24 protein-coding genes are annotated in these 25,870 nt (G+C 27.5%); all 24 read left to right on the top strand.

Annotation, left to right across the window (positions count from 1 at the left end; all coding sequences use genetic code 4):
- Positions 1-69: 69 nt before the first annotated feature.
- Positions 70-1,524 (top strand): preprotein translocase subunit SecY, encoded by a 1,455-nt coding sequence (gene secY / locus AACK85_RS03995; protein ID WP_338969474.1) that lies wholly within the window; start codon positions 70-72, stop codon positions 1,522-1,524.
- A 29-nt stretch (positions 1,525-1,553) separates the two neighbouring features.
- Positions 1,554-2,201 carry an adenylate kinase gene (locus AACK85_RS03990; RefSeq protein ID WP_338969473.1) on the top strand — a complete coding sequence of 216 codons (648 nt, stop codon included), beginning with the start codon at positions 1,554-1,556 and terminating at the stop codon, positions 2,199-2,201.
- A complete protein-coding gene (gene map, locus AACK85_RS03985; protein WP_338969472.1) occupies positions 2,202-2,975 on the top strand; it encodes a type I methionyl aminopeptidase in 774 nt (257 codons plus the stop codon).
- Entirely contained in the window at positions 2,975-3,193 is a 219-nt protein-coding gene (infA, locus tag AACK85_RS03980) for a translation initiation factor IF-1 (protein WP_338969471.1), read from the top strand. Before map ends, infA begins: the two co-directional genes overlap by 1 nt.
- Before the next feature lie 94 nt (positions 3,194-3,287).
- A complete protein-coding gene (gene rpmJ, locus AACK85_RS03975; RefSeq protein WP_338969470.1) occupies positions 3,288-3,401 on the top strand; it encodes a 50S ribosomal protein L36 in 114 nt (37 codons plus the stop codon).
- A gap of 11 nt (positions 3,402-3,412) precedes the next feature.
- Positions 3,413-3,778: a 30S ribosomal protein S13 gene (rpsM, locus tag AACK85_RS03970; protein ID WP_338969469.1), complete on the top strand. Its 366-nt coding sequence runs from the start codon at positions 3,413-3,415 to the stop codon at positions 3,776-3,778.
- Positions 3,779-3,798: 20 nt separating this feature from the next.
- Positions 3,799-4,191, top strand: a complete 393-nt coding sequence (gene rpsK, locus AACK85_RS03965) for a 30S ribosomal protein S11 (protein WP_338969468.1) — start codon at positions 3,799-3,801, stop codon at positions 4,189-4,191.
- Positions 4,192-4,197: 6 nt separating this feature from the next.
- Positions 4,198-5,157, top strand: a complete 960-nt coding sequence (locus AACK85_RS03960) for a DNA-directed RNA polymerase subunit alpha (protein WP_338969467.1) — start codon at positions 4,198-4,200, stop codon at positions 5,155-5,157.
- A 17-nt stretch (positions 5,158-5,174) separates the two neighbouring features.
- Positions 5,175-5,534 (top strand): 50S ribosomal protein L17, encoded by a 360-nt coding sequence (gene rplQ, locus AACK85_RS03955; RefSeq protein WP_338969466.1) that lies wholly within the window; start codon positions 5,175-5,177, stop codon positions 5,532-5,534.
- 295 nt (positions 5,535-5,829) lie between these two features.
- Positions 5,830-7,017: an arginine deiminase gene (locus AACK85_RS03950; RefSeq protein WP_422397547.1), complete on the top strand. Its 1,188-nt coding sequence runs from the start codon at positions 5,830-5,832 to the stop codon at positions 7,015-7,017.
- A 55-nt stretch (positions 7,018-7,072) separates the two neighbouring features.
- A complete protein-coding gene (argF, locus tag AACK85_RS03945) occupies positions 7,073-8,062 on the top strand; it encodes an ornithine carbamoyltransferase (RefSeq protein ID WP_338969464.1) in 990 nt (329 codons plus the stop codon).
- 46 nt (positions 8,063-8,108) lie between these two features.
- Positions 8,109-9,737: a YfcC family protein gene (locus AACK85_RS03940; protein ID WP_338969463.1), complete on the top strand. Its 1,629-nt coding sequence runs from the start codon at positions 8,109-8,111 to the stop codon at positions 9,735-9,737.
- 85 nt (positions 9,738-9,822) lie between these two features.
- Positions 9,823-10,764, top strand: coding sequence for a carbamate kinase (gene arcC, locus AACK85_RS03935; protein ID WP_338969462.1), 942 nt, complete (start codon positions 9,823-9,825; stop codon positions 10,762-10,764).
- 88 nt (positions 10,765-10,852) lie between these two features.
- The gene (locus tag AACK85_RS03930; protein ID WP_338969461.1) at positions 10,853-11,971 is read left to right on the top strand and encodes a hypothetical protein; all 1,119 of its coding nucleotides are present in this window, start codon (positions 10,853-10,855) and stop codon (positions 11,969-11,971) included.
- A gap of 120 nt (positions 11,972-12,091) precedes the next feature.
- On the top strand, positions 12,092-13,279 hold the full coding sequence (locus AACK85_RS03925; RefSeq protein ID WP_338969460.1) for an energy-coupling factor transporter ATPase: 1,188 nt from the start codon (positions 12,092-12,094) through the stop codon (positions 13,277-13,279).
- Complete coding sequence (locus tag AACK85_RS03920; RefSeq protein ID WP_338969459.1) at positions 13,270-14,244, top strand: energy-coupling factor transporter ATPase; 975 nt, start codon at positions 13,270-13,272, stop codon at positions 14,242-14,244. Before AACK85_RS03925 ends, AACK85_RS03920 begins: the two co-directional genes overlap by 10 nt.
- 18 nt (positions 14,245-14,262) lie before the next feature.
- Entirely contained in the window at positions 14,263-15,180 is a 918-nt protein-coding gene (locus AACK85_RS03915; RefSeq protein WP_338969458.1) for an energy-coupling factor transporter transmembrane component T, read from the top strand.
- Between the two features lie 3 nt (positions 15,181-15,183).
- Positions 15,184-15,924 carry a tRNA pseudouridine(38-40) synthase TruA gene (gene truA, locus AACK85_RS03910; RefSeq protein ID WP_338969457.1) on the top strand — a complete coding sequence of 247 codons (741 nt, stop codon included), beginning with the start codon at positions 15,184-15,186 and terminating at the stop codon, positions 15,922-15,924.
- 339 nt (positions 15,925-16,263) lie between these two features.
- On the top strand, positions 16,264-17,769 hold the full coding sequence (locus AACK85_RS03905; protein WP_338969456.1) for an MATE family efflux transporter: 1,506 nt from the start codon (positions 16,264-16,266) through the stop codon (positions 17,767-17,769).
- 369 nt (positions 17,770-18,138) lie between these two features.
- Positions 18,139-18,591, top strand: a complete 453-nt coding sequence (rplM, locus tag AACK85_RS03900) for a 50S ribosomal protein L13 (RefSeq protein ID WP_338969455.1) — start codon at positions 18,139-18,141, stop codon at positions 18,589-18,591.
- The gene (gene rpsI, locus AACK85_RS03895; RefSeq protein WP_422397525.1) at positions 18,591-19,001 is read left to right on the top strand and encodes a 30S ribosomal protein S9; all 411 of its coding nucleotides are present in this window, start codon (positions 18,591-18,593) and stop codon (positions 18,999-19,001) included. The genes rplM and rpsI overlap by 1 nt, the downstream gene beginning before the upstream one ends.
- 153 nt (positions 19,002-19,154) lie before the next feature.
- Positions 19,155-19,742, top strand: a complete 588-nt coding sequence (locus AACK85_RS03890; RefSeq protein ID WP_338969454.1) for a GTP cyclohydrolase II — start codon at positions 19,155-19,157, stop codon at positions 19,740-19,742.
- 32 nt (positions 19,743-19,774) lie between these two features.
- On the top strand, positions 19,775-23,584 hold the full coding sequence (locus AACK85_RS03885; protein ID WP_338969453.1) for an AAA domain-containing protein: 3,810 nt from the start codon (positions 19,775-19,777) through the stop codon (positions 23,582-23,584).
- 10 nt (positions 23,585-23,594) lie between these two features.
- Entirely contained in the window at positions 23,595-25,859 is a 2,265-nt protein-coding gene (locus tag AACK85_RS03880) for a hypothetical protein (protein ID WP_338969452.1), read from the top strand.
- The last annotated feature ends 11 nt before the right edge of the window (positions 25,860-25,870 follow it).

Below are 25,870 nucleotides of genomic sequence, written 5' to 3'. Positions count from 1 at the left end.
AAAATGTCATTTTAGATATTTTTATATAAGCATTGGTATTTATATTGTAAAGAGGTGTATCCGCTGATTATGGTTCAAAAAGATTTGGTCAAAAAACAAAAAAGACTATTTAAAAACAAAAAACAAAAAAATACTACAGCAATTATTAAAGGTAATTTTTTTGTTCGTAATAAAGATTTAGTATATCGAGTTTTATTTACATTGGGAATATTAGTGCTTATTAGAATGGGTACATATTTAACTGTTCCGGGTATAAAATTATCAGATAATTTTCAATCAGGAGTTGAATCTCAACAATTTTTCCAATTACTTTCAACACTTGGTGGTGGTTCAATTGGTAAATTTTCAATTTTAGCTTTAGGTGTTTCACCATTTATTACAGCATCAATAATAACTCAATTATTATCAACTGATGTAATTCCGGTTTTAACAAGATGAGCAAAATCAGGTGAAAGAGGTCGAAGAAAATTAGATAGATTAACTAAATTTTTAACAATACCATTTGCTTTAATGCAAGGTATTGCAACGATATTTACTTTAATTCAACAAGGATTAATCACACCAAAATGAAGTGCAACTGATTTAGGAATCGGGCCAAGTTGATTTTATTATATTTTGGTCCCAGTTGTATTACTTGGTGGTACTTTTTTAATGCTGTGATTGGCAGACGAAATAACTACTAGAGGAATTGGAAATGGTGTTTCGATTGTTATTTTTACTGGAATCGTAGCTCAAATGCCAAATAATTTTCAAGCCACATTTAAATTTTGAGTTGGAACAGGAGAATCATCAAATATTTTATTTGATGGAATCTTAAAATTTATGATTTATATAGTTGGATTCTTTTTAGTAATTTTCTTTTTAGTTATTATGAATGAAGCTGAAAGAAAAATACCAATTCAACAAACGGGTTCGGGCCTGGTTGATGCAAAAGATCACACCCCTTATTTACCTTTGAAAGTTAATAATGCTGGAGTTATACCGGTTATCTTTTCATCTGCGATAATTTCCACGCCAATAACTATATCGCAAATTTTACAAGCTTCAAATCCGGAAAATGGATTTGTATTATTTACAAATAATTATTTATCTTTTTCAACATGATGAGGAATAGGTATTTATGCTGTATTGACAATTCTATTTACCTTTTTATATGCACAAGTGCAAATTAATCCAGAAAAAATCGCTGAGAATTTTCAAAAATCAGGAACATTTATCCCTGGAGTTAAACCCGGTAAAGATACGCGAGTTTATTTAAGAGGTGTAGTTAATAGACTTTCTTGAGTTGGTTCTTTTGCGTTGGCAGCAATTGCAATTTTGCCATATATTATTTCAAAATTAACTAATTTACCATCATCATTAGCCATAGGTGGTACAGGTTTAATTATAGTTATCTCTGTTGCCTTACAAACTTATGCACAAATTAAAGGACGTATTATTCAACAATCATTTATAGATAAAAAATCAGAAACATTTGGTGACACAACTAATTTAAATGAAAATAAAAATTCACATATTTGATAATGTGAAATATGAAAGTGTAGGATTAAAAAATGAACATTATTTTATTAGGTGCTCCTGGATCTGGCAAAGGTACGCAAGCAGAATATTTAGTTGAACGTCAAAAATTTATTCAACTATCTACTGGAGATTTAATGCGAAAAGCTATGTCAGATAAAACATCTTTAGGAATAGAGTGCGAAAAATATATCAGTAATGGTCAATTAGTTCCAGATTACATAACAAATGGCATAGTTAATGAATATATGCAAAAAGTCAATGATAATTTGATTTTTGACGGCTATCCTCGTACTGTTAATCAAGCTGAATTTTTAGATGAGATGTTAAATAAATTAAATAAAAAAATCAATTTAGTTATATTTATAGATGTTGAAGAAAGCATTTTGGTTGAAAGAATTTCAGGAAGAATAGTATGTCCAACATGCAAAAGGTCATATCATAAAATTAATAAAATGCCAAAAATTAAGTGAATTTGTGATTTTGACGCCACTCCTTTGATTGTGCGTTCAGATGATTCGCCAGAAAAAACAAAAACAAGGCTAGAAGTATATTCAAAACAAACCAAAACATTAATTTCATATTATGAAAAAAGAAATATTTTAAGACAAATTCATGCAGGAAACAGAAGTGCTGACGATATTTATTCAGAAATAGAAAAAGAAATGGAACTTATCAAATAAATGTCAATTTCAATTAAAAATAAATCACAAATTGAAAATATGCGTGTTGCTGGTAAGGTTTTGGCTGAAGCCTTATCATATATTACAATGTTAGTTAAACCAGGAATAAATTGTTTAATGATAGATAAAAAATTTGGTGAATTTATCAATGAAAAAAAATGTAAAGTTTCATTTAAAGGTTATGGTGGATTCCCAAATAATATTTGTATTTCAATTAATGAGCAATTAATTCATGGTATTCCAACTAATCGTATACTAAAAGATGGAGATATAGTTTCTCTAGATACTGGTTGTACTTACAACGGTTGACATGCCGATTCAGCATTAACAATTATTTGTGGTAATTCTAATTCAAAATATGATAAACTAGTAAAGGTCACTCAAAAATCGCTTTATCTTGCTATAAAACAGATAAAACCTGGTGTAAGGTTAGGCACAATATCTAATACTGTCCAAGAATATGTTGAAGGAAATGGATATTATTTGCCAACAGATTATGCTGGTCATGGTATTGGATCTGAAATGCATGAAGATCCAATTATTTCAAATGTAGGTTTGAAAGATACTGGGATGAGATTGGCTGCGGGTATGGTTATATGTATAGAACCAATGGTTCAAGTTGGTACTGCAAAAACCCGTGTTCTTAAAGATGATTGAACAGTTATCTCTCAAGACAAATCAATGACTGCGCATTTTGAGCACACCATTTTGGTTACTGAAGATGGGTATGAAGTTTTAACCAAACGTCAAGAAGAAAGTGAGGAAGATTTTTAATGGCAAAAGAAGATTACCTTGAAGTTGAAGGTACAGTTACAGAAGTGTTGCCAAATGCCACTTTTAAAGTAGAACTTGAAAATGGTGCTGTTATTTCCGCCAACGTGTCAGGTAAAATCAGAATGAATTACATTCGCATTTTACCTGGAGACAAAGTAACAGTCAATATTTCTCCTTACGATATGACACGTGGGCGAATTACTTATCGTTTTCGATAAACAGAATTTTAATTTATTTTTAAATTAAAGAAATTAATTGTAAAAAAGAAAATATAATGTAAATTATTTTTTCACAATATTTATGGAGGCAAAGATGAAAGTAAGATCATCAGTTAAAAAGATCTGCGATAAATGTCGTGTTATTCGTCGGAAAAGCCGTGTAATGATTATTTGTGGAAATCCAAAACATAAACAACGTCAAGGATAAGGGGAAAAAATATGGCTCGTATTAGTGGAGTAGAAATACCAAATAATAAAAGAGTAGTTATTGCTCTTACTTACATATATGGAATTGGATTATCGACATCACAAAAAATTTTAAAAAACACAGCTATTTCGGAAGAAATTCGTGTACAAGATTTATCAGAAGATCAAATTAAATCAATTACCACTGAAATTTCAAAATATAAAACAGAAGGTGATTTAAGACGTGAAGTTCAGTTGAACATTAAACGTTTAATGGAAATTGGATCATACCGAGGTATGAGACACCGTAAAGGGTTACCAGTACGTGGACAATCATCAAAACAAAATGCACGTACAAGAAAAGGGCCACGTAAAACTGTGGCTAATAAGAAAAAATAGATAGGTAGGAAATATAACTTATGGCAAATCCAAAAGCAGGAACTGCAAAGAAAAAAGTTAAAAAAAATATTGCTAAAGGTATAGCACACATTCATTCTACCTTTAATAATACAATAGTTTCTTTATCAGATGAAGCTGGTAATGTATTGGCTTGATCAAGTGCGGGTGCACTTGGTTTTAAAGGAACAAAAAAATCAACGCCATATGCTGCACAATTAATTGCAGAAGCAGCAGGTAAAGGTGCAATGGAACACGGCTTAAGAACAATTCAAGTAGAAGTTAAAGGACCAGGACCAGGAAGAGATGCAGCTGTGCGTTCCCTTCAAGGAATCGGATTAGAAATTACTTCAATTAAAGACACATCACCAATTCCACATAATGGTGTACGTCCACCAAAACGCCCAAGAGGTTAATTATAGATGAAATTATTTACAAGACCAGAATTTAATTTATTGGAAGAAAAAAATGGTCGTTCATTTGCTAAATTTGAAGTTGAACCATTAGAACGTGGATTTGGAATTACATTAGGAAATGCATTACGTAGAACTTTATTAGAAGCAACTCCAGGAGCTGCTGTTTATGCAATAAAATTACGTGGTGCTGCACATGAATTTACTTCAATTGAAGGAATCGTTGAAAATGTTAGTCGTATTATATTAAATATTAAAAATATTGTTTTGGAAATAGATGAAAATATGTTTCCAGAAGAAGAAACTGTTGAATTAAAGTTAGTAAACAATACTCCGGGTGAAATTAAAGCCGGGGATATTGATGTACCGACTGGTGTAAAAGTTTTAAATGAAGATTTACATATTGCAACATTAGCAGAAGGCGGAATTTTTGATTTAACTTTATTTGCAAAATATTCACGTGGATATAAATCATTTAAAGATAATAAAAAAGAAAAAAATCTAATTGCGGATGCAATTACAATAGATTCTAATTATTCGCCAGTTGTCAATGTTTCTTATGAAGTTGAACCAACAAGAATTGGTAGAGCTATTGATTTAGAAAAATTAACTTTAAGTGTTACTACTAATGGTTCATTAACAGCTACTAATGCTGTAGCATTGGCAGCTCGTGTTTTGACTGCTCACTTAGAAGCATTTATTAATTTAAATGAAACTTTAGCCTTAATGCCAATTATTGGTGAAAATGAATCAGAAGATGATAAAGAATTAGATCGCGCAATAGAGGATTTTGATTTTACACAACGATCATTAAATTGCTTGAAACGCGCAGGCATAAATTTATTGCGTGATTTAGTTTCTAGATCTGAAGATGAAATACAAGAAATTAGAAACTTAGGTAGAAAATCATTTAAAGAAATTAAAGATAAAGTTGCACAATTAAATTTGACATTTAGAATTATGAATTAATTATAGGAGGATAAAATATGTCGTATATTCAAAAACGTGGTAAAAACACTGCATGAAGAACAGCTTTGATGCGTAATTTAACTACTGAATTAATTGTTTCAGAACGTTTAGAAATTACAGAAACACGCGCAAAAGAATTACGTACTCATTTTGATAAAATGATTACTTTAGCTAAGCGTCAAGATCTTCATGCTAGAAGACAAGCTGTTGCTTGATTGCGTGACATTGATGCTAATGCAAAAGAGACAGCGCTACATAAATTATTTACAGATTTAGCCAAACGTTTTAAAAATCGTAACGGTGGTTACACAAGAATTTTAAAATTGGACAATCGTCGTGGTGATAATGCTCCTATGGTAATTATTGAGTTAGTTTAATTTGTATGTAAATTATTATTTAGTATAAGCATTTCTCCGTTAAAATATTTCAAAATAGTGTTTTTTGATTATTTTAATGGAGTTTTTTATTTGCCAAATAAAAAATCTGTATTTGGATTTATTCAAATTAGTTATTATTAAAATTTAATTGTAAAAAAATTTAAAAAATGGAAAAAATATTTACATTTGCTTTTTAGGTTGTATAATGTTAGTGAGTAAGTGTATTGAAAACAGAAAATTGAAAATGAATGATATAGTTACTCAAAACATTTCACATAGAATTGAGGGTAAAATTATGAATCAACCAATCAATGTATTTTCAGAAATCGGTAAATTAAAAACTGTTTTAGTTCACCGACCTGGTAATGAAGTTGAAAATTTAGTACCAGATTTACTAGAAAGATTATTATTTGATGATGTTCCTTTTTTGAAAGTTGCAATTGAGGAACATGATAAATTTACAAATCATATGAAAGACAATGGAGTTGAAGTGCTGTATATTGAAGAATTAGCAGCAGAAGCTTTGGACCAAAATCCAAATTTGAGAGACCATTTTATAGACCAATTTATTAAAGAAGGAAATGTTAAATCAGGTCATGTTGCTAAATTTCGTGAATTTTTAGCAAAAATGAATAATTTAAACATGGTAAAACAAATGATAGGAGGTACAAAAAAACTAGAATTAAATATTGTAGACGGTGACAAATATCCGTTTGTAGCTGATCCATTGCCAAATGTGTTGTTTCAAAGAGATCCTTTTGCATCCGTAGGTCATGGTGTTACTTTGCACAGGATGTGATCTGTAACCCGAAGGCGTGAAACATTATTCCCAGATTTTGTTTTCAAAAATCACAGTCGTTTTAAAGAAAAAGTTCCATACTTATACGAAAGAGAATGAGAACATAATATTGAAGGTGGAGATATTTTAGTTTTAAATAAAGAAAATTTAATAATTGGTGTATCTCAACGTACACAAATGGAAGCAATTGAACAAATGTCAAAAAGATTATTTGTTCAAAGAGATGGATATAGTAAAATAATAGTTCTTGATTTACCAAAAACAAGAAGTTATATGCATTTAGATACTGTATTTACAAATATAGATTATGATAAATTTATAGTGCATCCACTAATATTTGATGATATTAATGAATTTAAAATTTATGAAATAACACCAACAGGTAAAAAACAAATAAAAGAAGGACTTGTTGAGTATTTATCAAGTGTTTTAGGCAAACCAGTAACATTTATTAAATGTGGTGGTGACGACCCAATTGCTGCTGGTCGTGAACAATGAAATGATGGTACAAATGTTATCACATTAGAACCAGGTAAAGTAATTGCTTATGAACGTAACTGAGTAACAATTGATTTACTAAAAAAAGCAGGTGTACATGTTATTACAACACCATCAAGTGAACTTTCAAGAGGACGCGGTGGGCCAAGATGTATGACAATGCCACTTATTCGAGAAGATATATAATATATGTCAACCGTATTAATATTTAAAAAAATAGAAATTTTTAGGAGAATAAATTATGGCTGTAAATTTAAAAGGGCGCAGTTTAAGGACATTATTAGATTTTAGTCCAAGAGAAATTAATTATTTGCTTGATTTGGCAAGAGATTTAAAGCGAGCAAAATATGCTGGTAATGAGGCAAAAAATTTAAAAGGTAAAAATATTGTTTTGCTTTTCCAAAAAGACTCTACTCGTACTCGCTGTGCATTTGAAGTAGCTGCTCTAGATCAGGGTGCTCATGTAACATACTTGGGCCCATCAGGATCACAAATGGGGAAAAAAGAATCTATCAAAGATACTGCTCGTGTTTTAGGTAGAATGTATGACGGAATTGAATTTCGAGGCTATAAACAAAATGATGTAGAAGAATTAATTAAATATGCTGGAGTACCTGTTTTTAACGGGCTTACAGACCAGTATCACCCAACTCAAATTTTGGCAGATTTTATGACCATTATTGAACAAAAAAAATCTTTAAAAGGTAGAAAATTAGTATTTTTTGGCGATGCAAAAAATAATATGGGTAATTCATTAATGATTGGTGCCGCTAAAATGGGAATGCATTTTGTTGGGTGTGCGCCAAAAGAATTATGACCGGATCAAAATTTGATAAATCAATGTAAAACAATAGCAAAAGAAACTGGAGCTATAATTGAATGTGAAGAAGATCCAATGAAAGCATCAAAAGATGCAGATGTTTTATATACAGATGTTTGAGTGTCAATGGGTGAACCAGATGAAGTTTGAGCACAAAGAATTAAACTTTTAACACCATATCAAATTAATATGAAATTAATTAAAAATGCCAAAGAAGATGTATCATTTATGCATTGTTTACCAGCATTTCATGATTTAGAAACTACAACAGGTCAAGAAATTCATGATAAATTTGGTTTATCTGAAATGGAAGTAACAAACGAAGTTTTTGAATCAAAACATTCTATTGTTTTTGAAGAAGCTGAAAATCGCTTGCATTCTATTAAAGCAATTATGGTTTCAATGATATAATAAACACTAATGAAATTTATTTCAAAGAAAGAGAGGTATATAAAAGATGGCTGAAAAAGTTGTATCACAAACAGCAGAAGTCAATATGCCACCATCAAATAAAAAAAAATCAACAGAAACTCGTAAAAGAAGAAAATTTAAATTACCTACTGCTTTTACGATTTTAGCAGCAATCATGTTATTGATTGTTATAATATCTTGAATTCCAGGTACAACAATGAAAGATGGACTTGGTGCTGATGGGCGGCCAGATATAGGTGAAACTCCAGTTGATGGTTATAATCCAGCTGGTATTCTAGATATTCTTCTAGCACCAATGTATGGGTTTGCAAATAAAGTAGATATTATTATATTTATATTAATTTTAGGTGGATTTTTAAATATTATTATAGAATCAAAAGCTCTTGATGCTGGAATTGGTCGTTTAGTTAATAAACTAAAAGGAAAAGAAATTTGATTAATTCCAATTATTATGATTCTATTTTCAATAGGCGGAACAGTATATGGTATGGGAGAAGAAACAATTGCCTTATATCCTGTTATTATTCCAATATTTTTAGCAGCTGGTTTTGATATAATCACACCAGTTTTAACAATCCTAATAGGTGCAGGAATAGGATGTTTGGGTTCAACATTAAATCCATTTGTTGTTTCTGTGGCTGTTAGTGCCGTATCAGATAGTGGTATTACAGGTTTGGTTTCATCAACAGGTTTGGTATTTCGTGCAATAGCCTGGGTATTAATGACTGCTCTTGCAACAGGATTTGTAATATGATATGCACTACGAATTAGAAAAAATGAACGTAAATCACCATTGTATGATGATAAAGAAATGTATTTAAAATCGTTTGCAGTTTCAATTGAAGTGCCAGAATATACTAGAAAACGCCAAGCAATTATGGGTCTATTCTTTGTAGCCTTTATATTAATGATTATTTCATTAATATCTTGGGGCACTTTCGGTGTTACTATTTTTGGAAGCGATGAAGGTGGATTAAATTATTTAATTCATAAAAATGTACCATGATTCCAACATTTCTATAGAGATTTGGGCGAATGGTATTTTATGGAAATATCAGCATTATTTTTCGGTTTTGCGTTAATAATTGCTTTTATTGATTGAAGAGTGCCAGACGCAGATAACGAAAAAGGCGAAGCAAAATTTGTTAAATCATTTATTCGCGGATCTGCAGATATTTTATCTGTCTGTCTAATAATTGCGTTTGCTGCAGGTATTGGATGACTATTTTCAAGTACTCATATGGTAACTGTTTTGATTAACGCTTTAACAAAACCTTTAAGTTCATTGTCAATTGCTGGTTTCTTAATAATTGGTTTTATTTTCTTTTTAATAATATCAATTGTATTACCTTCAACGTCTGGTTTTGCACAAGCTGTTTTCCCAATCATTGGACCTGCTGCATACGCAGCTGGTGGTAATTCATTGGGATGAATTTCAAGTTCAATCACTTCATTTTCTTTTGCAAATGGTCTTGTAAACTTGATTTCTCCAACTTCAGCAATTTTAATGGCTGCATTATCAATTGCTAAAGTTCCATACGATAAATTTATGAAAGCTTCATGGCCTTTAATTTTAGCAATAATTGGAATATCAATTATAATGCTTGGTTTAGGATCGTTTGGAGTTTCAAATGGTGCAAATTCAATTGTTTAATATTTAAAAAACAAAATATAATAAAGATACACATTATTTTTATGTGTATTTTTTAGATAATTAATATTTTAAAAGGAGTTAAATTATGGCTAAAATAGTAGTAGCTGTTGGGGGAAATGCCTTAGGTAATAACCCTGTAGAACAAAAAGAAATTGTTAAAATTACCGCAAAAAATTTAGTTGATTTTATTCAAAATGGGGATCAACTTGCAATAGTTCATGGTAATGGACCACAAGTTGGAATGATTAATTCCGCTTTTGAAACTTCAAGTAAAATTGATGAAAAAATTCCATCAATGCCTTTTTCAGAAGCTGGATCAATGTCTCAAGGTTATATTGGATATCATATGGTTCAAGCAATGGATGCTGAGATAAGTAAAAGAAAATTAAATGCAAGTGTTGCGGCTTTAATAACACAAACTGTTGTTGATATAAATGATGCTGGTTTTAAAAATCCAACAAAACCAATTGGCGCTTTTTACACTAAAGATGAAGCAGATAAATTAAAAAAAATTAATCCAGATTGAACAATTGTAGAAGATGCGGGCAGAGGTTATAGACGTGTAATAGCATCACCAAAACCAATTGAAATTATTGAAGCAAATGCAATAAAAGCTTTGATGGATGCAAAAATAACTCCAATTGCAGTCGGTGGTGGAGGAATTCCTGTCATTAAAAGTGCAAATGGACAATTAGAAGGAAAGGCTGCTGTAATTGATAAGGATTTAGGTGCTGCATTGTTGGCAGCGACTATAGGTGCTGAAAAATTAATAATTTTAACTGCAGTCGATACAGTTATGATTAATTATAAAAAGGAAAATCAAACTGCATTGACAAATATGACATTAAATGATGTTGAAAAATACATAGCGGAAGGTCAATTTGCAGTAGGTTCAATGTTGCCAAAAATAGAAGCAGCAGCTTCATTTGTAAAGGCTAATCCAACCAAAATTGCAATCATTGGTTCTTTAGAAAAAGTTGCTGATGTTTTAACTGGAAAATCAGGAACAATAATTAAGGCAAAATAATTTTTTCTAAGTGTATTTTATAATTTATAAAATACACTTGTATTTTGTAAATTAATGCGTTATTTTTTATATGGAAAGAAGACTAATTATGAAAGAAATAATTCAAGAACCATTTTTATATAGAAGCAAAAATGTAACATTTAAAAATCGTATCGCTCAAGCGGCAATAAGTTATATGGCATCAAACACTGATGGAACTTTATCTGAAAGTGATTTTAATTATTACAAAAAACGCATTGATGGGCAAGGCTTGGTATATACACCAATGCTATATGTACATGAGTCAGGAAAAATATGGCAAAATCAGCCAGGAATATCTGATGATTCACATATACCTGGTTTAGCTGAATTAATAAAGATGATTAAAAATCAGAATAAAGATGTGAAAATTATTGCACAAATATCGCATGGAGGAGCAATTGCGAATCCTATTTTTTGTGACAATAATCTTCTTGCACCTTCACCTATTGTTGATCCATATTCAATAACTGGTGTTATGCCAAGAGAAATAAATTTAAACGAAATAAAACAGGTAATTGAATGATTTAAACAAGCAACAAAACGTGCAATTGAGGCCGGATTTGATGGTGTTGAAATTTCTGCAGCTGCTGCTTCTTTGATTAAAGAATTTATAAGTCCTAATACTAATATAAGAACAGACGAATACGGTTACGTTGGTGTTAGTAAATATAAATTTGCAACAGAAATTGCAAATTCAGTAACTGAAACAATTAAAAAAAATGCAGATAAATCATTTTTACATTCATGAAGTACACGTTTAACAGATCAAAAATATGAATTGGATTTAGAATTATCGCAACAATTTATCCAAGCAATTTTGCCTTATGGTGTTGATATGATATCACTTACTAACTACTCATCTGAAACGATTCATGAGTCACAATTTGGTGATGATGGTATTCAGTTGATATCTTGAATGGCAATGCAACTTTTAGGAAGAACAATAATAGCATTTTCAGGTTCTATAAATGGACTTAGTCAGATGGAATATTTAAAAGATGTTGTAGATATCTTTTCAATAGGTAGAGGTTTTATTTGTAATCCAAATTGATTTACAAATTTAATAAACAATATACCAAATGTTGATTATATAAAGCTGTCTGAAATAGAAAAATTAGGATTAGACCCCAAAATGTCATTATTTGAAAATAATGCAGTAAAAATTATTGATGATTTAAAAGCTTAAATACTACAATTATTTATATTTTCAAAATCACTCTATTAACAGAGTGATTTTTAATTTTAATGCTAATATAATTAAAATATGTTAATATCATTTGTGGATTGATAAGAGGTGTTTTTTGTTGTGGCGTTAACGCAAAAAGAGTTAAATGAATTTAAATTAGAGTTAAATGATTTAAATGATAAAATGGTTAGAGCTTCAAAAAAGGTTATTATTGCAAAAGCTAAATTAACTGATCATTCAATTACAAAAGAAGAAGTTCAACAAAAAATTGCAAAATATAATGAAACAAAAGCAAATTATAAAAAAGCTGCAAATGCTAAAAAATTTCTTGATAATTATAATGATTTAATAAAAAAAATGTCCACAATTTCTAAAACAGATAGTAATTTTTTTGAAATAAAAAAAGAAACTCAATTTGCAAAAAATTTATATAAAGAAGCAAAATGGACTATTAAAGAACGCGGTAAAACGGCTCACTTATCAAAATTAAATAATATTGCTTTAAAAATTAATCACTTAAAATTTAAATATAGTGATGAATTTCCTTGAGCTGTTAATGATGTCTCCGTTTCGATAGAACATGGTGAATATGTAGCAATTATTGGGCATAATGGTTCTGGTAAATCGACATTATCGAAAATAATTATTGGTGTGTTGCAACCCCAAGAAGGAGCTATGGAGGTTTTTGGGAATCACGTTACAGAATCAAATCTATCTTTAATAAGACGTTTTTTGGGAATAGTTTTTCAAAATCCAGATAATCAATTTATAGGGTCTACTGTGAGAGATGATATTGCATTTGGACTTGAAAATAGAAGAATAGAACCTAGCTTAATGGAAGATAAAATTATTACAGCGGCTAAAAAAGTTAGAATGGAAAAATTTTTAGATAATGAACCTTTAATGTTATCTGGCGGACAAAAACAACGTGTCGCAATTGCATCTGCTTTAGCTTTATCTCCGGACATAATTATTTTTGATGAAGCAACATCAATGCTTGATCCAAAAGGAAAAAGAGAAGTTAAAGAAATTATGATTGAACTTAGAGAAACAAGAGAAAAAACGATATTTTCTATTACTCATGATATGGATGAAATTTTAAATGCAGATAAAGTTATGGTTATGAATATGGGCGAATTAGTTAAATTTGGTACACCAAGTGAGATATTAAGTGATAAAAATTTTTTACGCTCTATACATTTGGAAATACCATTTGTGGCATTGGTGGAAGAGGAATTGTCAAATGTGGGTATAAATATAGAACCTTCAAAAACAATTGATGAATTGGTGAATAAATTATGCAAATAAGCGAAAAATTGAAAAACAAAGAAAGTGCCCGTAAAGAAAGAATACTTCAAAAACAGTATCTTAAGGAATTACAACAAGCAAGAAAAAGCAAAAAGGAATTTGATTATTCAGGAGACATAGTTTTTGAAAATATATCCTATACATATTCAAAAAATACTCCATTTGAATTTAAAGCTTTAAATGGTACCAATTTAACTATTAAAAAAAATATTGTAACAGCAGTAATAGGAACTACTGGTTCTGGCAAATCTACATTAATTCAATTGACTAATGGATTGTTAAGAACCGAAACAGGAAGAACTATTATTGGTGACTATTCAATTCCTGCCTTTGGTAAAAAAATTAAGGAAGTAAAATCATTACGTCGACAAGTAGGCTTAGTTTTCCAATTTCCAGAATATCAATTATTTCAACATACAATTGCAAAAGATATTTCTTTTGGACCAATAAATTTAGGTTTAGATAAAAAAGAATCTATAGCACAAGTTCCAAAATTATTAAAAATGGTAGATTTACCAGAAGATTATGCAGATAGAAGTCCGTTTGATCTTTCTGGGGGCCAAAAAAGACGTGTTGCCATTGCTGGTATAATTGCTATGCAAGGGAAAACTTTAGTTTTAGACGAACCTACTGGTGGTTTGGATCCGCAAGGAGAAGAAGGTTTTATAAATTTATTTATAAGATTAAACAAAGAAGAAAACAAAAGAATTATAATTGTAACTCATAATATGGACCATGTATTGCAAATTGCTGATGAAGTTGTTGTAATGAAAGAGGGTCAAGTAATAAAAGTTGGTTCACCATTTGAAATTTTTTCAGATAATTTGTTATTGGAACAATTAGAAATAGATCCACCGAAACTTTATCAATTAGCACATAAATTAAAAGATAATGGTTTAGATATTACCGATAAAAAATTTAGAACAATTAAAGAATTAGTTCAATTTATTAAAGAAAAAAAATAGTGAGGAGTTGTAAATAATATGCGAATGTCATTTGGGCGTTATATGCCTTTCAAGTCACCCATTCATAATATGGATTCTAGATTGAAAATATTTTCATTATTAATAATGATTGTTGCGGTATTTTTCCCTATTGGATTTACGGGTTATTGTTTACTTGGTGGAATTGTGATAATTACATATATTTTATCTAGATTGCCATTACGTATGTTATTTAAGCTAACATCTCCAATAGTTGTAATATTTTTGATATTAGTAATAATTAACATAATCATGTATCATCCTTCAAGTGACGCTGTTTTTTCAAATGGTGGAGCTGGTTATGATGATCCAAGCATCAATTCAAATGCGGTAGGATATTTTTATAATTGAAAAATATTTACATTTTCAGAATTGGCAGGATTTAATGCTTTATTTATGGCTTTGAGAATTTTTATAATGATAACTATTACAACGATTATTACTGGAACAACTCAACCATTAGAATTGTCAATTGCTATAGAAGATTTACTTTGACCATTAAAACTTATAGGAATACCTGTGCAAATACTTGCAATGGTAATTTCAATAGCATTACGTATGATTCCTACTTTAATTGATGAAGCAGGAAGAATAATTAAAGCACAATCATCACGTGGTATTGATATGAAAAATGGTAAATTTAAAGATAAAATTAAAGGTATGACATCTTTAATTATTCCATTATTGGTTTCTGCATTTCAAAGAGCAGATGATTTGGCAAATGCAATGGATTCAAGAGGTTATGATCCAATAGCAAAAAGAACAAGATATAGACAGGTTAAATTTAGAATGTTAGATGTTGTCTTTTTTGTTGTTTTTCTAACAATTGCAGCTTGCTTGATTGCATATTCTTATGTTTGACCAACAAATCAACCATTTATGCATATTCCTCATATTGATATACTATTGAAATTTTAAATTATGAATAATTTTTATTTAATGTCTATTCAATATGATGGAACTAATTTTTCTGGTTGAGTAAAACAAACCAATAAAAAAACTATTCAAGGAGAATTAGAAAGTGCATTTAGTAAAAATGCCAAATTACCAGTAAAATTATTAGGTGCCTCCAAAACAGATGCTGGTGTTCATGCGTTAGATCAAAAAGTTTGAATAGAGTTAGATTATACACCGAATTTAACAGGTTTAAAAAATACCTTAAACAAGGCGTTACCAAATCAGATTTTTATAAATTCAATAATAAATGTTGATAATAATTTTAAAGTACGTAATGTAAAAGAAAAAACTTATATTTACAGATTGCGATTTGAAAAATATGATGTGTTTAGACAATATTACACTTATTTTTGAAATTTGCCTAAATTTGAATTATCAAAATTAAAAGAAGTATTAAATTTATTTGTTGGCACTCATGATTTTTTGAATTTTTCAGGTTTAAAAATTAATGAAATAGATAAAATATCACCAATAAGAACAATAAACGATATTCAAACAAATATATTAGATTCTGAATTAGAAATTATTTTTAAAGCAAAAGGATTTATTAGATATCAAATAAGAACAATAATGGGTTGCGTATTTGCTTATTTAAATAATAAAATCTCATTACAAGTAATTAAAGAAACATTAGAATTAAAACATCCTAAATTGCCTTATATTGCAGATGCAAAAGGTTTAACTTTAATATCAATTGACTATTAATTACAAAAGGTATATTATCTAATTGTGAGCAGTATTAATAACAAATTAAAACAATGTCAAATAAGATTTTTTAACTGATAAAAGTGTCAATATTGTTGCATAGTTTTTACAAAAAGGCAAATTATATTCTTATCATTTAAGAAAGTGCTGTTCATTAAAAAATCGACAAATAATGTCGATTTTTTAATGGCTTAATGCAATCTTTTATTTTTTTAATTTATCTCTTATTGTATAATCAAAATATGATATATTTGTAAATACAGTAAAATCGTAATTGTAAATATGATAATAAAATTTTAAAAAGCATTCAATTGAATAATATGCGAGAGGAAAAATACAGTGTTTTCATGTTTAAAATCTGCCTGATCAGATAAAAAATTTTTAAAAGAAGTTTTCAAATTAATGATTCCTGGAGTTTTACAAGGTTTTTTTATTGCATTAGGTAATTTGATTGTTATTTTTATTTTGGGAATTATTACAAAAGATAACGCAACAGAAATAGTGGCAGCCGTTTCTTTATCTGCCCAATTATTTTCCCTATGTTTATTTGTTGTAACGGGAATTTCTGTTGTTGGTAATATATTTGCAGGACAATTTATTGGTCAAAAAAATATGGATATGGTTCAACAAACAACAAGATGAAAAGTAATTATGTGTGTTGGTGTATCATTTATTTTTATAATTTTAATTTGTGCAATTTCGCCACCCAGAATTTTGTCATTTTTAGATGGTGGCGGTTCTGGTCAAACAAATACCGCATTATTAAATAAATATGGGGCGCAATATACCTGAATTTCATTACCGACTTATTTTTTAATTGCCATTATTATTCCTTTTATTTATACATTAAACGTAAATAAAAAAGCCCATATAGCATTGATATTTTCAACTATTGCCATATTTATTGATTTAATTTGTGATGTTTTGCTAGGAATTTGTGCAACAAATTCAATAGTTCCTGCTACAATGGGAAAATTAAATATTGATACAGCACAAGCGATGGCAATAGGAACTAATATGGGTAGAATAACAGAATTTATGATTTATGTTGTGTATTTTTTAATTAAAAAACCTGAATATTTATTTGGCAAAAAATGATGTTATGTTTCAGATTATATTTGAAGGAAATGTTGTAAAACTGCTGCATTATTAGTTCCTGGAGAATTATTGTACCAAGTTTATGTCATTATTCAATCAATAATAATAGGTCATATTGGTGGTGATCCAGGTTCAAGAACAGACAAAAATCAAACTGCTGTAAATCTTGCTGGGGTTAATGTGGTTTTAACGATTATGGAATTATTTTGAAGCATTTTGCAAGGATTTTACATTGTTGTACCTATATTCATATCACAATATTTGGGCACAGATCAAATAAAAAAAGCAAAAGATAATGCTAAAAAAATTGTGGGAATTTCAATTGTGTTATCTTTTATTTTAGGTTTAGTAGTTATTTCGCTATCTTTTTGAGTACCAGATATAGTATTTTCAAATTTGGACAAAAATGCAAAAATTATTGCTAAATATTATCTAATTGGAGTAGGAATAAATGCAATGCTTTATATGCTGTCATTTCAAATTATTGTTATTTTAAGAGCAGGGCCTGGGCAATTATTGCCAACTCTCTCAGACCAATTACCGTTTTATTTATTTTGATTACCCATGCTAGTTATTTTACTTTTATACACCAATTTAGAAGTTAAATGGATAATGATAATTGTGTGTTCAACGGGAATTTTTCAAATTACTACAGCCACTTTATTATTTAAATATTCAAATTGAGCACAAAATATAACCAACATAAATATGAAAAATGAGAAAAAGAAAAACATTATCAATAATTAATTATTTCAACCAAAAATAAAATAGAAAGAATAATTTTAGATGAAAGATTTTAAGAAACTAATTAAGCAAAAATATTGTGCTATATGTAAGAATGATTTTTTATTAGATAATAGAGAAACTATTTTTACAAAATGAAAGATTCATAAAAAATGTGTTTGAAAACTGATTTTAGTTATTATGGGATTATTAATTGCAGTTATAGGCATAATTTTTGCGATTGTATTTTGATTTTTTTCTTTTAAACATTAGTTAATTTGTGTTTATTTGATTCAACTAAAGTTATTTTTATTTTTTTATAAATTGTTATTAATTGCTATATAATATACATGCTTACAAACTTAGCCCCGGAAAGTCTAAGGAGAAATAAGTATGAGACAAACAACACTTATCAAGATGTCAGAAATTGACAAAAAATGATATATAATTGATGCTCAGGGATTAACAATGGGACGTATGGCAACTCAAGTAGCTGTACTTTTAAGAGGTAAACATAAACCAAATTTTACACCGAATATTAATAATGGTGATCATGTTATTATTATTAATGCAGATAAAGTAGAATTTACAGGTAAAAAAGAAAGTAAAAAATTATACTTTCATCATACTCTTTATCCTGGCGGACTACGTCAACGTAATGTGGCCACACAACGTAGTTTGAATTCAACAAAAATGGTTGAACATGCAGTTAGATTAATGTTGCCTAAAAATGTTCAAGGTTCTTCACAATTTAGAGCTTTACATGTTTATGCAGATTCTACACATCCACATCAAGCACAAAATCCAGTAGAATATAAAATCATTAAAAAAGGAGAAATCAAATAATGGTTGTTAAAAAAAATTCATCAACAGTAATGTATCGTGGAACAGGAAGACGTAAATCTTCAACGGCACAAGTTATTTTGATGCCAGGTAGCGGACAAATAACAGTTAACGGATTACCAGCATTAGATTTTTTCCCTTATGCTACATTAGTGCAAGATATGGAACAAGGATTAGTTGCAACTGGAACGAAATCAGATTTTGATATTCGTGTTCAAGTTCGCGGTGGAGGATTTTCAGGTCAAGCTGGAGCTGCTCGTTTAGGAATAGCTCGTGCTTTACTAGAAGTTACTGCAGATTTTAGAACTCAATTAAGAGCATTGGGTCTATTGACACGTGATGCGCGAATTAAAGAGCGTAAAAAATATGGTTTACGCGGTGCACGTCGCGCTCCACAATACTCAAAACGTTAGTTATATATTTTTGATATTTAAAATCAAGTCTTGGACTTGATTTTTTATTTTTTAATTGATATTTGGGTTGCAATATTTTGAAAAGACACCATGAGTAGTAGACAAAATATAAGCTTCTTTTTTATGATATAATAGTAGTATTGAGGTGATAATATGGCTTTGATTAAATCAACAGAAGGAGCTCACTATCCATCTTTATTTGGTAAATTCATGTTAACTGCATTTCAAGATCAAGTTTCCGGTTCTCAGATTCCAGTTTTATATAAAAATAATATAAATAATTCACAAAATTTATTAGTTCGCATTCAATCAAAATGTATTGGGGATGTATTTTCTGCATATAGATGTGATTGTAGGGAACAATTAGAAATGTCACTTGCACAAATTGAAAAAGAACAAATTGGAATGCTTATCTATTTAGATCAAGAAGGCAGAGGGATTGGTTTATCGAATGAAATTTTGGCATGAGAACTGCAAGATCACAGTAACCAAGATACTGTACAAGCAAATGCAACTCTAAATTTGCCAACTGACTTACGTGCATATAATGCTGTGAAAGAAATTTTGCAATATTATAATATAAAATCAATAAGATTAATGACAAACAATCCGGCAAAGGTAAATGCCATTAAACAGTTAGGTATAAATATTTCAAGTATTATGCCTGTTGTAGCAACTGCAAATGAACACAATTTTAAATTTATGGAAACACTTCGTGTAAAACTAAAACATAAGTTATAATTTACTTGTACGATTTGAAAGGAGCTTCAAACATGCAAATGCCAAAAATACTAGATGGTAATGGTAAAGAATTGTTTATTGATTTCTTTTTTTTGCGTCAGAGTTACAAAGATCAATTAGATAGATTAGATTTTGAAATAAAAAATTTAAATATTAAAACACTAAAAAATTATTCAGATTTGGATAATTTATTTAGAAATAGATTTTTAGAAAAAGTGTTTATATGTTTAGTTTCAGGTGATGCAAACATAAAAAATAAACGCAATTTTTTTAATACTATTATTAGAATTCAATTCACAAAAATAGATCAAGATGCTTTTCCGGAAGGATTGATGCTAGGACTAACTGGAGATATTGATCCAGAACAAAATGTTTTAAATGTTAAAAGTTTTTTTTTAACACGTCAAAAAGCAATACCATTACCATTTGAAACATTAATAAATAATATTAAATCACAATCATTTAATTTAAAAAATTTTTCAAAAGAAGAATTAGCAAGAAGAAATATAATAAATTCAGATTCAATAGACAAGATAGGAATAATGTTATCTGGATTTGAAGAAGAAAAATCAAAATGAATGAATTATATTAATTTTAAAAATGATTTATCACAGTTGAGAAAAAATAATTCGATTCCTTATTTTTTAAATAAATATTATGATGATGTCTTGAGAATAGAAATTAAAAATATCAAAAAAGAATATGTACAAATTTTTAAGGAAAATTTAATTGCAAAATCTAATACAATGATATATTTGAAATCAAATTTTGAAGAGCAACTTGATAATTTTTCAATTCCATTTGAAAAAGTGTCAATAATTTCTTTAAACGCCGTTATACTGAAAGAAGATAAAAATATTAAAGAGCTTTTAAAATTGGGTGCTCTTTCAATGAACCCAATGTCTATGAATAAAAATATTACATCTCTTTCAGAATTAAAAGCTAAACCAATTTTGGCTATGCAAGTAATTTTTTCCGAAGATAAAACTCAATATAATTCGATTAATTTATCAGAATATATAACAACAAATAAAAATGAATTTTTATTTGTGGATTTCTGAAGACAACAATCAAATTTCATTTTAGGAAACATGCCAAAGGAAAATGATATTTCTAAACAACAATGATTGAAAGATTCAAAAATAAAGATAATTTGATTTGAGATATCCGATGATTTTGATGAAAATATTTTAGATGATTACACTTTAGAAGGTTTAAACGCTGGCTATTTAACAGTAACAAATATTGGTGATGATATATTAATAGATAGAAATGCAAAAATATTAACGAGAATTTCTAATGGACACGTAAAAAATCCGTATCTTGCAAATTATTTGTTTAATACTAGTTTGATTGATGTAAACGATAATAATGCTTTAGATAAATTAAATATAGATTTCCATTTTAATTTAAATGAGATACAACAGTTAGCAGTTAGAAAAGCTTTGTCATCAAAAGATATATTTTTATTGCAGGGTCCTCCGGGTACTGGTAAAACTCAAGTTATTTCAGAAATTTCATATCAGCTCATTAAGATGGGAAAAAAAGTTTTGATTTCATCACAAAATCATGAAGCTATTGACAATGTTATAGAACGATTGCCATTGGAACCAGACCTTATAAAAATTAGAATATTAAGTGAATTTAAAAAACAAAAAAATAAGTTTCAAGAATTTTCACCTGAACGTTTGACATATAATTATTATCGTTCAATAAAAAAAATTATTGATGAAAATTTAAGTGAGGCAAGTGAAATATTTAAAGATGCGGTTTCAGAAGTTTCTCACTTAGATAAATTTAATGCAGATTTTTTGTCAATGCAGAATGTTAGAAATTTATTAATAAAATATAATGATGAATTAAAGAAAATTAATGACGCTATTTTAAATATAAAAAATATCGAAAATGATGTAATAGCTGAAAACAATTTAATTATGGAAGAAATATATAATTTAGAAAATTTAATGTGAGTATTTTCAAATTATAATTTTGAAATGGGTATTATCAATAATGATCTTGTAAAAGAAATTCTTGTAAAAAATACACCCCAAGATTTTCATAATTTATCTATAAAATTACTTAAAGAAAATTATAGAAATGATAATTTATTAATAACTTTTAAATTAATGGAAGCGTATTTTTATAAAAATAATGATAATTACAAAAAATTTAAAAAGTTGAAGTTCAAAAAAAATTTACAAGAAAATGTGGAAGATGATGATGAAATAAATTTTGAATTAATTGAGTCAGAAAATTTTTTAGAAAATGATGCAGATTATGTAATTTTTAAAAATGCAACAATTAAAATTTTGAATTTAATTAAAATTACAATTAATAGCCTGAAACAAAAAAACATTTCATCAAAAAATACTAAGAATGAAATTAACGAATTGGAAATTAAGAAAAACGAAATAGAAAAATCAATTTCTGATTTGAAAAAAAATTCTATAATCTCTTTAAAAAATATACAAGAACAATTAGATGAATATAATTTTAGATATAGAACAAATTTTAATTTAGGTGATGAAGATCTTTTAATTGATTTGCAAAACAATCTAGATGAATTTGAAAAATTGAAAAATCAATTCATAGAAAAACAAAATTTATTAAAGCCAATATTTAAAAATATAGATTTTTTTTTACAAGAACGTTATAAAATAGCAGATGATTTTATAAGTTCTGATAAATTTAGTTCAAATATGAAAATAGATTCAAAAAGATATAATAATGAAATGTTAAATGAAATGGCGAATTTATTTGCATTCACTTTAACAAGTAAAACACGTTTTGATTACAAAAATAAAATTGAAGAGCAATTAGGAATTTCAGATTTAAATTTAGATTTTTTGGATGTAGATACTGTAATTATAGATGAGGCATCAAAAGCAACGATGTTAGAATTGATAATGCCGCTAGTTTTTGGAAGAAATTTAATATTAGTTGGAGATTATAGACAATTACCACCAATTTTTGGAATTAGACCAGAAGAAGTAGAAATAGTAAATGAGGCAAAAAATTTAAATTATGATTTTGAAGAATTTGAATCATTATTAACTAATTCTGTATTTAAATGATTAATTGTCAACGCAAATGATTCAATAAAAGAAATGCTGAAAATTCAATATAGAAGTTCGCAACAAATTATGGAAATTGTTAATTTCTTTTATGGTGGTGAATTGACAATGGACTCTTCAAATGAAATCAATAAACAGCATTTTTTGGATATTAGATCTTCAATAAACAATCAAATTATTACACCAGAAAATTCTGTTTATTGAATTGATTCATCAAAAAATAAAAATGATGAATTTGTTTTTGAAGGTAATGATGAAAATTCCACTAGTATTTTTAATCAAAATGAAATTGATATAACAATAGAACTTATCAAAAAAATAAATAATTCTTTAGAAAATTCAAATCATTTTGCAAAGCCAACATTGGCAATAATTTCTTTCTATAAATTACATGTTTGAAAAATAAGAAAAGAATTTTCAAGAATCAAAAAAGAAATTAAAAACATTAATATAATTATAAATACAGTTGATGATTTTCAAGGTAAGGAAGCTGAATTTGTTATTGTTAATATGGTCAGAAATCCAAAAAAATTATCAAATTCAAGTAGAGAATTTATAAAAAAATATGAAAGAATTAATGTAGCATTTTCTAGAGCTCAAAAATTATTAATAATTGTCGGTTCCGAAAGGGCGGTTGCAAACGTTAAAGTGGAAATTCCAAATATTAATGATCCGTCATTGATAGATACATTTGCAATATATGACGATATAATTTCAAGAATTAAACATTGAAATTCATTTTTAATCACAAAAGATATATTTGAATAGAGGCAAAATAATGAAAATTGATAAAGTAAAATTAGGTATTAAACTGCAAATTTTGCCTATTTTAATTACTTATGTTACAACAAGACATCCAAGTTTTTTTGAATATCTCATAATTGAAATTATTTTGAATCATCCAGATAAAAATAAAAAAATAATAGATATTTTAAGAGATGATTTTAAAATATCTAAAATCATCATTTTTGATAGAGTAATAAGAAATTTATTATTTAATAAAGTTATTAATTACAATGAAGTTGCTTCATTGACAAACAAGGCAAAAGGAATATATTCTCCATTGAGTTCATTTAATATATCTGCTCAAATTGTTGATTCGTTTAAAGAAAAAAAATACACAATTTCTGTTACGACAAAAAATAAAAATGCCTATCTTATTTATAATCCAATTAATAAAGAAATTACAATGTCATTAAAGGATTTGAAGACTAATCATTTACAAAAATATTCAATTGGGTATTTAATTGAATCAAAATTGGTAGATAATTTAAATCAACAGATAATAATTAATCAAATAAATATATTGATAAAAAATAATGAAGATATTTTTGGTGGCGATTCAAAAATAGTAGATGCCTCAATATCAAATTTATCAATAAATAAAAATAATAACATTACTATTGCAAAATTTTCAACGCAAATTACAGATATTATAGATGCAAATTTAGAAGTTTTCACAAATAAACTTCCAATAATAACAACAGATGATGCTAAAACTAATGAATATATAAATAATAACCGTGAATTAATTACTGAAATTTCTATTAAATTAGTGGAAAAATATAATTTATTTGTTGAAAGTGATTTTGCATCTAAAAGAGGTAATTATGATATAACATCATATTCTGATTTAGCTCTAACATTAAACGATATTTCAAATACACTAGATTCTGATATTTTATTTATAAATAATGACGATGTAATATCAATTGAAAGAATTCTAAAAAATTATAATATAGTTAAAAATATTAATTATATAATTATTTACAATTCTAAAGTTAATAATAAGCGTTTTGATTTTGACAATAATAGGACAATAATTTATTTAAATAATATCAATGATAAAATCTTTAATTTAATCACATTAGGTTATTTGACAAACAAAAATAAATTAAATGCATATGGTTTATTAGAAAATCAATTGAGAATGCTAAATTTAAAAACAAATCTATTTTTCGAAATAAAAGATTCAACAAATATAGATTTATCATTGTTATTATCACAACTAATAGATGAAATAACAGAAAGCTTTTATTCGATATTGGATCAAAAAGCTTATGACAAAGTAATTCATTTTTATCAATTAATGATGAGAGTAAACAAAGAAAATGAATTAGATTTAATGATTGAAAATTATTTGAAAAAAAATATATCCAATTCTAATGAATATAATTTATTAAGAGAAGGTATAAATAGAAATGGATCTTCAATTTTATTGAATAAAATAGAGATCATTTTAACAAAAATAGGTTTCGAAATAATTCAAAAAGATAATGCAAATGAAATAGTTAAATTTTTTGAAAATTACAAATTTACAGATTCAGAAAATATTATTTTACTTTCAAAAAAGGCAAAAACATTGTTTAATTTTGAACAAGTCTTTAAAATAGCGAATTCATTGCAAATTAATGGAATGCATTCATGAAGGAAAAATTTATTTAATTGTTCATCAATATTATTAGAATATTTTAATAACAGTTTAAATCCTGGTGAATTCCATAATTATGTATCAAAATCAAAAGTATATAATAATTTAATTAATTTCTGTGATAAATTTGGTTTAATGTATAAAATGTTATTGTTGAAACAATTTGATGAGGCAAGAAAACAGTTCAATGAAGTATATGAACAATGTAATTTATTATTTGAATTAATTCCAGAACAAATACAGGGGGAAAAACGTTTTCTAATTTCTTTATGAAACATTATGTCTCTGTATTATAAACAGATAAGTGAGATAATGTATAAACGTATTGAGACAAAAACCAACAATTCAAATAAATTTTTGGGAGCTTTTAAAATATTAAATAATATCGCAAAATTAACAAATGAATTAAAAAAATATGTACCTGAAAAATTTTCAACAATGCAAGTAGAGTTTTTATATCAATTAGCAATAATGGAAGAAAAAACTGTTAATATTGCAAATAAAATTATTTCATCACAAAAAATAAATTTAATAGATCAATTAAAATTAGCATATGGAAATTATGAAAAAATTCCAGAAGAGCAATTAAATAAAATTATATCTGATATTTAATTTGAAAGGGC

Source organism: Spiroplasma endosymbiont of Labia minor (assembly GCF_964019845.1).
Classification (GTDB): Bacteria; Bacillota_I; Bacilli_A; order Mycoplasmatales; family Mycoplasmataceae.
The sequence above is the reverse complement of the archived record's forward strand: the minus strand, read 5'-3'. Positions and strand labels throughout refer to the sequence as shown.